General features: G+C 50.0%; 10 protein-coding genes. 1 reads left to right on the top strand and 9 read right to left on the bottom strand.

The window, feature by feature from the left end; genetic code table 11:
• Positions 1–4: 4 nt before the first annotated feature.
• The 7 genes from EKM83_RS08195 to EKM83_RS08165 form a co-directional block, all read right to left on the bottom strand.
• Entirely contained in the window at positions 5–718 is a 714-nt protein-coding gene (locus tag EKM83_RS08195; protein WP_125576311.1) for a WxL domain-containing protein, read from the bottom strand.
• Between the two features lie 18 nt (positions 719–736).
• Complete coding sequence (locus tag EKM83_RS08190; RefSeq protein ID WP_125576309.1) at positions 737–1,192, bottom strand: LPXTG cell wall anchor domain-containing protein; 456 nt, start codon at positions 1,190–1,192, stop codon at positions 737–739.
• A 410-nt stretch (positions 1,193–1,602) separates the two neighbouring features.
• Complete coding sequence (locus EKM83_RS08185; RefSeq protein ID WP_125576307.1) at positions 1,603–2,247, bottom strand: WxL domain-containing protein; 645 nt, start codon at positions 2,245–2,247, stop codon at positions 1,603–1,605.
• A gap of 553 nt (positions 2,248–2,800) precedes the next feature.
• The gene (locus EKM83_RS08180) at positions 2,801–3,511 is read right to left on the bottom strand and encodes a class A sortase (RefSeq protein ID WP_125576305.1); all 711 of its coding nucleotides are present in this window, start codon (positions 3,509–3,511) and stop codon (positions 2,801–2,803) included.
• Positions 3,512–3,819: 308 nt separating this feature from the next.
• Positions 3,820–4,071, bottom strand: coding sequence for a type B 50S ribosomal protein L31 (locus tag EKM83_RS08175; protein WP_125576302.1), 252 nt, complete (start codon positions 4,069–4,071; stop codon positions 3,820–3,822).
• A gap of 101 nt (positions 4,072–4,172) precedes the next feature.
• Positions 4,173–5,459, bottom strand: a complete 1,287-nt coding sequence (locus EKM83_RS08170) for a UDP-N-acetylglucosamine 1-carboxyvinyltransferase (protein WP_125576300.1) — start codon at positions 5,457–5,459, stop codon at positions 4,173–4,175.
• Between the two features lie 208 nt (positions 5,460–5,667).
• Positions 5,668–6,204 carry a TetR/AcrR family transcriptional regulator gene (locus EKM83_RS08165; RefSeq protein ID WP_125576298.1) on the bottom strand — a complete coding sequence of 179 codons (537 nt, stop codon included), beginning with the start codon at positions 6,202–6,204 and terminating at the stop codon, positions 5,668–5,670.
• Positions 6,205–6,493: 289 nt separating this feature from the next.
• On the opposite strand from EKM83_RS08165, the gene EKM83_RS08160 reads away from it, so the two are divergent.
• Entirely contained in the window at positions 6,494–8,827 is a 2,334-nt protein-coding gene (locus EKM83_RS08160; RefSeq protein WP_125576296.1) for an ABC transporter ATP-binding protein/permease, read from the top strand.
• Between the two features lie 639 nt (positions 8,828–9,466).
• Here the strand turns inward: EKM83_RS08160 and EKM83_RS08155 are convergent.
• Positions 9,467–11,614: an L-type lectin family protein gene (locus EKM83_RS08155; RefSeq protein WP_125576294.1), complete on the bottom strand. Its 2,148-nt coding sequence runs from the start codon at positions 11,612–11,614 to the stop codon at positions 9,467–9,469.
• 262 nt (positions 11,615–11,876) lie between these two features.
• The gene (locus EKM83_RS08150; protein WP_125576292.1) at positions 11,877–13,484 is read right to left on the bottom strand and encodes a CTP synthase; all 1,608 of its coding nucleotides are present in this window, start codon (positions 13,482–13,484) and stop codon (positions 11,877–11,879) included.
• Positions 13,485–13,566 lie beyond the last annotated feature (82 nt).

Here is a 13,566-nt window from a genome sequence, read left to right as displayed (position 1 = left end):
TTAATTACTTAGCATCGGTAGATGATGTCGTTTCAGGAGTATTCGTTAAGGTCCAAGTTAAAGTTGATTCGTAAGAACCAGCAGCGTTACCAGCAGGAACTACCAAATTGGCACTCTTGTAGGTGTTTGCCCAAGTCCCAACACCATTACCGGCTTCAGCATGGAAAACATTTTGATTAGCCGTCCCAGCAGTATCAAACTTAACTGAAGTGGCGTCTTGCACAGCCGCATTGTCAGTCGTTGAACCAGTTAAAACCGCTCCGCCATAGGTGAAGGTACCACCGGCGATACTCTTAGCTGCTCCAGTAGCGCCATCTGCTGTATTAACCATCTGGCTATTGGAAACTTGCACATTCCACCCAGAAGCAGTCCCGGGATCAACCACGGTAACAGCACCTGGAGTAGCTTCATCATTATGAGAATTAGTACCATTGGCAATCGTCCCAGTTAACGTCGTATCACTCGTCCCATTCAATGTCCCTGATCCAAAGTCGACGTCTGGGGCAGAAGTGATGGCTAATGCACCGGCGACGTTACCGCCATCGCCATCACCATTTCCATCGGTTGACGAATCACCAGCATTCAAAGTAACTTTTGCAGTAGTATCAACACTACCAGAATCTGCAGTAACATCCGCAGCATTTGCCGTAACCGTTGTCATGCCCAAGCCCGCAACCAAAGCAACAGAAGCTAATAATTGTAAAGTTTTCTTAGTCATAATAAAGATCTCCCTCAACTAATTTTGTTGTTTTCTTCTTTTAAATAGAATCCCAATCCAAACTAGCAACAATATGATGACCCCTGCCATGGTACTTAATCCGAACCACGCTTCAGAAGTCTGTGGCAATCTTCCCGTAGTACTGCGAGTAGCAACCAAAGCTGCTTGCCCGTTTCGACTGCCACTGGTGGGACTAACCGTGGCCCCTTGACCACCATTAGTTCCAGTTGGTGATGTTGCCCCCGCTGAATGACTGTTACCATTCACCGGATTGCCGCTTACTGTGTCACCATCGTCACCGTCAATAAGTGCCCCGCCACCACCGTCGATGGCTGGTGAAGAACTTGTCTTCGGCTTGGTGAGTGTCACTGAGTACTGTGACTGCTGAACATCATCCGCACGAGCTGTGGCTGGTATTCCCCAACCGACGATCAGCAGGCTCAGCACCAGCAAACCTAAATCTCGTAATCGCATCGCTGTCCCATCCTCACGTCCTGTTCCGCTTGCCTACAATTTAATTAACAATATCTATTACAAAACATCTGATGAATTCATCTGATTACATAAATTATAATAGCACCGTTTTGTGTCTTTGTCCACAATTAAATATCTGTGGCAATAAATATTTTTAAGTGAACTTTTATAGGGGGTACATGAACTTTTCACGTGTTCTTCCCATCATCACGAAATTCGCTGTTACGGCCACGATTTTAGCGAGGTTCTGCAGCTTTTAATTATGCACATTCTATCCATATAAGATAAAATGTACATTTATAATTGTCATCTCTAGATTTAATACATACCAGTTCCTTGCTAACCGAAAATAGACAAAAAAATGACAGCATCTCTGCCATCATCTCATAATTCACATTTTATTTTTTATCTTATGCAGGCGTGTTTTCCAAAGTCCAAGTTAGGTTTTGTGTGTAATTACCCTTAACCGCTTGAGAAGGAATACTCAATGATGGCGCCGTATTTTCAGAATTCAATCCAGCGTTCCAAATCCCAATACCCTGGTGAGCGTCAGCTGAGAGAATCTTTTGAGACTGACTAGCACCAGTCTCAATAGTAACAGGCGTCGTCGTAGCTGTCGTATCGTTAACATCTTCAGCAGTACTCTTCGAAGCAAACGCCGTCCCGCTTAGAGTGTATTTACCACCATTAAGCGTATCAGTGCCGTTAGTCATTGGGTCACTCTTCAGCGTTACTTGCCAACCAGTTGCTGAATCAATACCACTGTTGGTAACAGTCAAATCGTTGTCCATACTATCCAGTTTTGCAGTAGTTGCAGCACCAGTTAAGGTAGTAGTAGCAAACTTGATGGTAGGAACTGCAGTTAGCTTAATACCACCAACACCCGTCGTTGTATCTGAATCCAAGGTAACTGAAGCAGTTGTTTTACCGCTAGTAGCATTTGCATCGACACCAGTCGTAGCAGTATCAGCCGCGTTGGCAGTCGTCCCTGAAGCCAAGCCCAAACCTAAAACAGCAGCAGCAACAGTAACGAAACCTAAAGTCTTCTTAAACATATTAATTATCCCCTTTGAGCCTTTTTGGCTAAATATGAATTTCTGTCAACCCTGGCTGATCGATGTCACTGCCTCGCGGGATTACCCTAGTTAATCGTGCCCCCAACGTTTGGCGGTTATCTCTGTATCAACCTTACAAACATATAATAGCGCATTTCTCCGTCTTTGTCCACTCTTAATTATCTGTGGGGACAACCAGTAATCGGAAAACACTTTCATGACCGTTATAAGCATTTATAGTATAAACGTAGTTACAATTGAAACGCCGTCACATCAGCAATTGTCGGTGTTTTTAAGTAACGTCCCAACTGAATTTTTCTGTTCCTCAACCGTCAAATTACCGAATTTTAAAAACTACTTCATACGGGTATCAGACTAATCATGTTAGTCGTATATCGTATATACTACCGTAACTAATCCCTTGGTACGCCTAGATTTCTCGTCAATCCCGTCACCATAGGAATGCGCTACCAAAAAAATAAAAAAATTTTTCAAAAAAATAAAAAAATCAGCATTTTCTGCCTTCTGGACAGAAAAACACTGATTTTTATCGCTATTTATTGTTAAACCCACTGTGGAAGCCCTTTTGCACGGATAGTGGCGCGTTCTTATACGCCATCTGCTTCACGTATTTGCCGCGAATCATTAACCGGTTAGCCCCGGTCGCATCACAAGTGATCAGCGTGACCAGCTTCTGCTTGGTTTGCGCGACCACCCCGACGTCTGTCGCCGGAATGAATTTCCGCACGCTCACCTTGTAGACGAAGACCTGCTTGGCGTTGGTCAGGTAGATGGTCTGGCCGACCCGCGTCTTCCAATATAAGGGACTAAATAAAATCGTCTGTGAGGACATGTGGTGCCCCGCCAACGGATAGTTGCCTTGGCCCATCTTCTGGTCCGGACGCATGGTCCCTGCCGTCAGTGCCAACACTTCATTGCTGACGCCCTTGGCAATCGGCAAGTGAATCTTAGACTGGGGCATCAGGATTTCCCCAACCACGTGAATGTCCGCCGAATTCCACCGGGCATTGGCGACCGTCGAGAAGTCCAGTGACTTGACCTTACTGAAGTCATACGACGCCTTTTTCTTTTCATTCTTCTTGACCGTCTTCCGGGAAATCTCCGGCTGATAGGAAGAGATCAGCCAATTTTTAATTTGTTCATTGAAAATCAACCCCAGTGAAATGATGATCAGGAGGACAAACACCGTACTCCACAACCACCGCCACCGACGTTTCGGTTGTCGTTGTTTTTTGTCTGCCATAGCACTTACTCCAATCCCCAAATAATTCGGTCTCTACGCTTTTGCATTCTACCCTTTTTCCGGCTAAAAACAAAGCTTTCAGACTGGCTGCGGTCAAAAACTTAACGAAATCCCACCAGCATTGACGCTCAGTCTGCCGCTATCCCGCCTGAACCGGCGTCTTAAGCCGTTAAACGGCGAAGACTACTGCCGACAGGTTCAAGCACCACAGAGCGTTAGCTGGCAATTTTAAGCGTTTTACTTTGCAACAAAAAACCGGCCGCGAGAAAACCTCGCGCACCGGTAAAGACAAATCATAAATTTTATAATTAGTCGTTGGATAAACCGTACTTCTTGTTGAAACGATCCACAGCACCATCGGCTTGAGTAAACTTTTGCTTACCCGTATAGAATGGGTGGGAGTCAGAAGTAACTTCGACACGGATCAATGGGTAAGTGTTGCCATCTTCCCATTCAACCGTTTCGTCAGAAGTTGCCGTTGAACCAGACAAGAACTGGTAGCCAGTACTTGAGTCTTGGAACACAACTTCGCGGTAATCTGGATGAATTCCTTGCTTCATAATGTAATACGCTCCTTTTGCCCTGATCCATTTACTGGAACAGAGATTGATTTTATCGTCAACCGTTGAATTATACCATGAATCACGCTTAGCGGCAATGACTAATCTCGGCCATTTTCCACTAAACTGTCATCAACGATTTCTACGTCGGCGTTTAGCGCCGTTAATTTTTCCACGATGCGGTCATAGCCGCGCAAAATGTTATCCGCTTGACTGATTTCCGTATCGCCCTCAGCCATCAAACCGGCGATGACCAATGACGCCCCGGCACGAATCTCACCGGCTTGTACTTGACCACCAATCAGGTCGTCACTCGGGTCGATGACAATCGTGCCCTCTTCGGAACGAATGTGCGCGCCCATCTTACGTAACTCCGCGATGTGCTTGATGCGTTTGGGATAAATGGTATCGATGACCACACTGCTGCCGTCTGCCTTAAACAATAACGGCGTCAAGGGCTGCTGCAGATCGGTGGCGAAACCAGGGAACGGCATCGTCTTGATTTGAATCGGCTTTAAGTTCTCCGAACGGGGCACGTAAATGCTATCCTCGTTGATGTCGAGCTGCACGCCCATTTCAATCATCTTGGCGGTAAAGGCCTCCAAGTGTTCAGGAATCACGTTTTTGACCACGATACCATCCCCTACGGCCGCGGCCATAGACAGATATGTTCCGGCTTCGATCCGGTCAGGAATGATGGTGTGCGTGTTCATCGCCCGCAACGTTGGGACACCTTCAATGCGAATCACATCGGTCCCCGCCCCGCGGACGTGCGCCCCCATGTTGTTCAGGAAGGTCGCAATGTCAATGATTTCCGGTTCCTTAGCCGCGTTTTCAATCACCGTGGTCCCCACAGCCTTGACCGCCGCGAGAATGGAATTGATGGTCGCACCAACAGAAACCATATCCAAGAAGATTCGTGCACCGTGTAAGCCTTCAGGACCCGTCGTGATGCGCACCGTGCCGTCGTGCTCATCGACCGAAGCACCTAGCGCCTTGAACGCTTTGATGTGTTGATCGATGGGCCGTGGCCCGATGTTGTCACCGCCTGGAAAACTCAGCGTGGCCCGTTGGAACCGCCCCAACAAGGACCCCATAAAATAATACGATGCCCGCAAACTCTTGATGGCTTTGCTTGGCAGTGGCGCCTCCACGATTTCCGTCGGGTCGATTGTCAAGACCCCATCTTCAAACGTGGAATGCACGTTCATTGATTTTAAAATTAACATTAGGTTGTGCACATCAAGGATATCCGGAACCATGTCGAACCGGACCGGCGTATCAGCCAAAATCGCTGCCGGAATTAAAGCTACTGTGCTGTTTTTAGCGCCGCCGATGGTCACTTCTCCAGAAAGTGGTCGGCCGCCGTGAATAATCATTTTCTTCATTGTGATGTGTTCCTCACTTAATATTCTTCCATTATAATTCCATACAGTCAGATACCATGATAAATAAACCCAGCCAAAAAGACAACTGTTTCCCGGTATTTCGGGCAAAATGTAATATTCGAGCTGATCATTTGCAATTTTGTGAACGATGTCTTTCAGCGCTTGACCAGCCTCATCTGCTTAATCACCGTTGTTTAACTAGGTTCGGTTACAAACTCGTCTTGCGCAGGTCATCGAGGTTTCTGGCCAATATGGTGTCAACAATAATCTGTGTTAGTTGGTGCGGCGTCTCGGGCATCCCATCCTTGACCCATTTCTTCAGGATACTCTGCAGGCCCGCGCCAATGTACATCCCCTGGTAATCATCGATCAACGGCGGTTCCGGGCCGCTTTGGCGCATCAATTTTTGCATGCGTTCCAGCAACCGGGTCTTGCCCTCGACGAAGACCAGATTGCTAAGCTTCTTGTCGTGGTAAAACGCCGTCAATAAGTGCTCCAAGGCCTGCGTCGGCGTGCCACTCTCAAACGGGTGCAGCTCGCTGACAAAGGCCTTTTCAATACTGGCCACGCAGTCGTAAATGTCCGTGTAGTACCGGTAAAAGGTCGTGCGGTTCACATCAGCCTGGGCGCAAACGGCCGTGACCGATATGGCGTTGATCGGTTTACTTTCCAGCAAAGACAACACTGTTTCCTGAATAACTCGCTGGGTGTATTGGGCCCGTCGGTTATTTTTCACACCAACCATTACGCTTCACTCCTATTACTTACATTTTCATCGACCGCGTGGCCAAGCAACATTACGTGCCGTCGCCTTGCCAATATGGTAAGGTTAATCTCACAAAAGTGTTCGCCGACCATTATGACAACAGGTCAGTCAAAAGTGTTGCGTTAACAACAGTTCTGTTGACATTGGCGGTTGCCAAAGCCCCGAAACTTTTTTACGATATAAGACACGGTGTTGCAATAATGTACATTTTATCAGAAAAACACTGGTAACAACAGCCGAAATCAAAAAACGGAAGGATTATTTTAAAATGCTGGAACTCAAACATATCAAGAAGTATTACCACGTCGGTGATTCCGTCACCAAGGCGCTCGATGATGTTTCCGTTGCGTTCCGTTCGCAAGAATTCGTTGCCATCCTGGGCCCCAGCGGTTCCGGGAAGACGACCATGTTGAACGGCATCGGCGGCTTAGATATCTACGACTCTGGTGACCTGGCCATCGAGGGCAAATCCACCAAGGACTTCTCTGAAGCTGACTGGGACGCCTACCGGAACAATTCAGTGGGCTTCATCTTTCAAAGCTACAATATTATTAGCCATTTAAGCATTCTCGATAACGTCGAAATGGGGATGACCCTGAGTGGCGTCAGCAATGCCGAGAAAAAAGACAAGGCGCTCAAGGCCTTAGACCGGGTGGGCTTGACCGAGCACATCAATAAGAAGCCTAACCAGTTATCTGGGGGGCAACTCCAACGGGTCGCGATTGCCCGGGCCATCGCCAACGAGCCCGAAATCCTGTTGTGTGATGAGCCGACCGGCGCCCTGGATACCGAGACCAGCGATGAGATCATGCAACTGATCAAGGAACTTTCCGCCGAACGCTTGGTCATCATGGTGACCCACAACCCTGATTTGGCCCGTCAATACGCCGATCGGATCATCGAGTTTGCCGATGGGAAGATTCAAAACGATTCGAACCCCTACAACGAACACGCCGACGCCGAACAATTTCAGCTGAAGAAAACCCGGATGACCTTCTGGACGGCCTTGAAGCTGTCCTTTAACAACATTCGGACCAAGAAAGGCCGGACTGCACTAACGGCCTTTGCCTCCAGTATTGGGATCATCGGGATTGCCGTCGTCCTGGCGTTATCCAATGGGTTCCAAACGCAGATCAACAAGACCCAGGCCAACACCTTGGCCCAGTTCCCGGTCACCATCGCCCAGACGGCCACCAGTACCACCGGCGCGCAGTCCAATGACAAGGTCAAGGCCAACAACAAGAAACAGGTCACGGCTAAGATCAGCGAGCAAGACAAGGCAACTCATACCAATAAGCTTACCAAGTCTTACTTAAACTACGTTAAAAATCTGGATCCAAAATTAAGTAAGAACGTCACCTACACCTATTCCACGGGGATGAACCTCCTGCGCCAAATCAATGGCAAGACCAAGACGGTTTCCTTCTCCAATGCCGATAGCAATAGCTCCAGCAGTTCCAGCGCCATGCAATCTGCAATGGCTGCTTCAACCGGGGTGGGCGGTTCCGTTTACCCAAGCGCTAGCGACGGCGGCGTTAATTTCTTAAAGAAACACTACAAGCTGGTCTCGGGGAGCTACCCTAAGAGTGCTAACGATGTGATTCTGATTGTCGACCGCGATGGCTCCACCAACATCAACGCGTTGAAGAACCTGGGCTACACGGTCAAGAACAATCAGAAATTCAGCTACGGCAAGATTGTCGGCACGACCATTAAAGTCGTCAACAACAACGACTACTACCAAAGCTTGCCAACCGGTAATTACGTGCCTAACAAGGCTTCAAATTCCCTGTACAACAACAGTCACAACACCACGTTAAAAGTCGCCGGCATCGTTAAGGTCAAGGCCAAGTCTTCCGAAAATGTCTTGGCCTCCGGCATTGCGTACAGCGATAAGTTAACGCAAAACATCATTCAAAAGAACAAAAATTCAGACATCGTTAAGGCCCAAAAGAAGGCTGACGACAATGTGATGACGGGACAAAGCGTGGATAGCACGACCAAGAAGTCACTGGTCAGCTACCTCGGCGGCTCCACGACACCTGCCAGCATCCTGATCTACCCGAACACGTTCAAGAACAAGGACAAGGTCCTGACCTACCTGGATAAATACAACCATGGTAAGAAGAAAGCCGATAAGGTCATTTACACCGACATGGCCGGTACGGTCTCCAGCTTGACTGGTGGGCTGATGGATGCTATTACCTACGTGTTGGTTGCGTTTGCCGGCATTTCACTGGTCACGAGTATGATCATGATTGCCATCATCACCTACACGTCGGTTCTGGAACGTACCAAGGAAATTGGGATCTTGAAGGCCTTAGGGGCCCGGAAGAAAGATATCACCCGGGTCTTTGACGCCGAAACCTTTATCCTCGGCGTGGGCTCCGGTGCCCTCGGGGTCGTCATTGCTTGGCTCCTGACATTCCCAATCAACGTGGTCTTGAAAAACATCACGGACCTCAGCAACGTCGCGCACCTGAACCCCGTTCACGGTATCGTCTTGATTGTCATTAGCACGATCCTGACGATGCTGGGTGGCCACGTGCCAGCCCGCATGGCTGCGAAGAAGGATGCGGCCACTGCACTGCGTTCTGAATAGCGACACCAGGAGCCTGCGTCAGCCAGAGGTTCCGCCTGCTCTGGGGAACACCTCCAGCCTGAGGAGCGGTCTTCCGGTTCGCTTGAAAGCCTGGCAAAGTTCGCCAGGCTTTCAAGTCGTCCCACGCTGTAGGCTGAGAAAGAACCTCAGCCAACACCGTCGCCACAGCTGGCTCCATCCCTGACTGCCTCCGGCCGGTTGGTGATTATCTGCAAGATGGCGCTAGTTAAAGACTAGTTGTTAAATCAACCGCTAACTGGGGCTAAGCTAACCATTGCTATCACGCACACTTGTAGCCGAGAGTCCGCCAAATATGGGTTCAGCCGTGGGAGTTGCCTTAGCGGCGCGGTTCATGCCGCTTAGACAACTGGCGTCTTTGAGACGTGGGTTTCGGCTCAAAGCGAGGCCGAGACCGCTTTTCAGGCTCGGTCCGGTCCGCCACTGCGTTCCAACCCATAGTTGGCGGACGGTAGGCGGCCAGCTCTCACACTGAAGCTGTAACCGACCAATCCTACTAATGCCATGAGTTGTTCTAACTGATTTCAGCTTTAAATGCATACAAAACAGGCACGCGCCCGCTGGGGCCGTGCCTGTTTTTGTGCGTTCTCAATTTTCAGTCAAGCCGGTGCTGACACTGACTTAATTCAAGGTATTGCTCAGTGTCCAGGTGATCGTTCCCTGATAGTCACCGCTAATCGCGTCGCTATTGGTTTTGAGCATGATGCCACCAGCGTTGCCCCAGTCGTCGACGATGTTCGTCGTTTGGCTGGCGGCAGTGTTGGTCCCGCTGGCAATGACCTGCGCCTGCGTCAGTGAACTGGTATTGCCTGATGCGTCCACCCAGACAGCCTCACCGGCCAATTTGGTAGCCGTGTCCGGATCTGTAAAGTCACTGGCCTGCGCCGTCACCGACCACTCGGAACCTTTCCCTCGGGCGTTGGTCACGGAGACGTCCCAGTCGGCATTGCGGCCAATCAGCGTCGAAGTACCAGCCAGACGCGTGGTCACGAAGGAACTTTTAGGATTCACGTTCTTAAACGCCAACGTCCCCGTCACTGTGATGGTCACGCTCACTTCTTTGGATTTATTTCCCCGGTCATCGGTCGTGTACAACGTTAATTTGTTAACACCCGTCACCAGTTTATCGGCGGGAATCGTTAGGTTAAATACCCCCTCCTCATCGGGATCGCTGGAACTGCCGTTGAGGGTGAAGTCGTCAATCGTGTACCCGTTATCCAGACTAGCATGCATCGTCACATCTTTATTGGTCACCGTCTCATCATCCGCGCTACTATCCACGGCCACGCTCCCCGTGACTTTCACGCTCTGACCAGGCTGGGCCGTCATGGTGCTCCCAGAAGACACGGCCAATATCCATTGCCGTGCGGGGAAAATGGTGTAGCTCGGCGTTGTCACCGAACTAATTTCATTGCTGCCATTGAAGTGGCCGATGGTGCTGGCCACACTCGTCTGGCTGGTCACCGCGTTTGCCTGCCCGGTCAATGTGATTGTCGCGCTGGCATTAGCCGTGGAAAGATTCTTCCCCAAAGTGTGGGCCAGCGTGCTTGAATTCAGTTCGGAACTGCTCAAGGTTTCCGTGCTGCCATCGGCATAGGTGATCGTCCCCGCCGAGAAAGTGACGCCAGCGGGCCGTGGTAGTTGGGCTTCAATGTTTTGCCAAGTCTGATTGCCACCATCATAATTTAATTTGTAGGTGTAGGCCAGCGCATCGTTGCCGTTGACCGTATCACCGTCGCTAATCGTCTTACCGGTACTCTGGTCAGTCACCGTTACGGCGGAACTGGCGTTGACCAGTCCCGGGATGTGCTCAAAGGCCACGACGTTGTTGGCTGTTAGCGTGGTCGACGTCCCGGTAAAGCCCCAGTAGACCTGTTTGGTGCTATCGGTTGCATTGATGCCCAGCTTAGTCAAATCCACGCTGACTGTCTTGGTATTCGTTGGTGTTTGACTGGCCCCGGTAGTTGGGTTCTTGTCCCCCAGCGTGTAGGTCATGGTTCCCGTATCGCTGGTCCCCGTTGGCGCCGTCCAATCCAACGTGACGTGATGCCAGGCACCGTCCGACAAGGTGGTGACAAAAGCCCCCTGATGAATTAAGCGGTAGTAGTATTTATTCCCACTACTCTGCGTCCCGTTTCGCGCGTAGCTGGTGGTCTCACCCGGATAATTAGACGCCACATGTTGCTCGTCTTCATAGGGATAATTATAATCCAAGCCGCTATTGTTGCCCCCGTCACGGTTGTTATTGACCTGCTCATCGAATTCCAGCGCCCAACTCTTTTGAATAGCTGAGGCCGCAACTGCCTTGGCATCGGTCGCCGTGTTGTCGTAGTCGACTCCCCAGACCCCCAGCGATTGCCCAGCTGGTTTCGCTGCACTGGGAAAGGCGGTGAAGCCAGTAGCACCCGCATTTTGCATTACAAACGCCATCCCCTGGCCAGAGTTGGACGCGCCATTTTTACCAAAATACAGCCACATTGAAAAGCGACCGTTCTTGCTGAGGTCAAATTTATTATCACTCGTCGCCCAGGCCGCCCCGTTTTGGCTAGTCGCACCACTGGTCAGCTGTAGCCCATGATTGTTCGTGACCAGCGTCGCGTTATTCGTGACGTTGGGAATCTTACTGGTCGTATTGAAAATGCCGTTCAGAGCAAAGCTAGCTGGCAAGTCGTCGCTCACGGCGGTATCGCTTGCCTGACTCACGATGCTACCACCGCCCAGGCCCCAGATTGCGGCCAAAGCGATTAACCATCCCCATCTTTTCTTCACGTCACAGCCCTCCCCACGGTCGTTAGCTAAGTTAACTTATTTAAGTCAGCCACTCATATTACCCTACAGAATACCATGATTGGTGGTTAACGTCCACAAACATGTTCACATTAAAAGTTTCTTAATGAACGATAAATAATTAACGTGGTTTTTGAGTGGATTAACCGCGGCATGGCGGCATTTCGTTATTTTGAAGAACTGAAATTTTTCGTTAAAAAAAGGAGCAGGCAACTTCCCCTACTCCTTCGCTAATCAGCTTAGCTTAATCTTTGACTTCCTTGCTGGCTGCCGCGATGAAATCACGGAACAAACCTTCTGGCCGTTCTGGCCGTGACAGGAATTCTGGATGATACTGAGCCGCAACGAAGAACTTCTTCTTGGGCAGCTCGATGACTTCAACCAAGTGGTCATCCGGTGAGGTCCCGGAGAAGACCAGACCCTTGGCCGCCATTTCTTCACGGTACTGGTTGTTAAATTCATAACGGTGACGGTGGCGTTCCTCAACCATTGGCTGGTTGTCGTAAGCCGCAGCAGCCACACTACCTGGCTTCAACTTGCAAGGGTACAGGCCCAACCGTTGGGTCCCCCCCATTTCTTGCACGTCGGCTTGGTCGGCCATCAGATCAATGATCTTGTGCGTCGTGCTAGGATCCATTTCCGTAGAGTTGGCATCCGTGTAGCCCAGGACGTCCCGCGCAAATTCGATGCTGGCCACTTGCATCCCCAAGCAAATTCCCAGGAACGGCACGTCTTCTTCACGCGCATACTTGATGGCGGTAATCATGCCTTCGATTCCCCGGTCACCGAAGCCACCAGGGACGATGATGCCGTCCGCATCGCCCAACATGTCTTGCACGTTAGCGGCCGTAATCTTTTCGGCGTCGATCATCTTCAAATCGATGTTGGCGTCAACGGGATAACCCGCGTGTTGCAAGGCCTCGTCAACGGAAATGTAGGCGTCATGCAAGGCCACGTATTTCCCAACCAAGGCAATCTTGATGGTCCGGGACAGGTTTTGCATGTGATCGACCATGGCCGCCCACTTGGTCATATCGGCCTTAGGTGCCTTGACTTGGAAGTGATCCAAGACGATTTGGTCTAAGCCTTGATCTTGTAATCGCAGTGGAATCGAGTAGATGGTCGGCACGTCCATGGATTCAATGACGGAGCTGGGTTTCACGTCACAGAACAACGCAATCTTGTTACGCATCTCATCGGTAATCGGTGCTTCCGTCCGCACGACCAAGATGTTTGGTTGAATCCCAATGCTCCGCAGTTCCCGCACGGAATGTTGCGTCGGCTTGGTCTTCATTTCGTGAGCCGCGTGCAGCGTCGGCACCAACGTGGTGTGGATGTAGACCACGTTTTCGTCGCCGACTTCTGCCTTCATTTGGCGAATAGCTTCCAGGAATGGTTGGGATTCGATGTCCCCAACGGTCCCCCCGATTTCAGTGATCACGAAGTCGGCGCCCAGCGTCTTGCCGGCCCGCATGATCTTTTCTTTGATCATTCCCGTAATGTGCGGAATGACTTGAACCGTGGCACCCAGGTAATCCCCGTGCCGTTCTTTTTCCAATACTTCCGAATAAATCTTACCAGTGGTGACGTTCGAATATTTGTTCAAATTGTTGTCAATGAACCGTTCGTAATGGCCTAAGTCCAAATCTGTTTCGGTCCCATCGTCGGTGACGAAGACTTCCCCATGTTGATAGGGGTTCATCGTACCGGGATCCACGTTGATGTACGGATCGAATTTTTGAATGGTCACGTTCAAGCCACGGTTCTTCAACAACCGCCCTAGGGAAGCGGCCACAATCCCCTTACCTAGTGATGAAACCACGCCGCCAGTCACAAAAATATATTTGGTCATGTGCAAACTCCTCGTAAGATTATTTAGGGTCGGAAAACTATAAAAAAAGCTCCCTATCCATAGCGAATAGGGAGCTTACCGT

The organism is Levilactobacillus angrenensis, assembly GCF_003946085.1.
Lineage (GTDB): Bacteria > Bacillota > Bacilli > Lactobacillales > Lactobacillaceae > Levilactobacillus > Levilactobacillus angrenensis.
The sequence above is the reverse complement of the archived record's forward strand: the minus strand, read 5'-3'. Positions and strand labels throughout refer to the sequence as shown.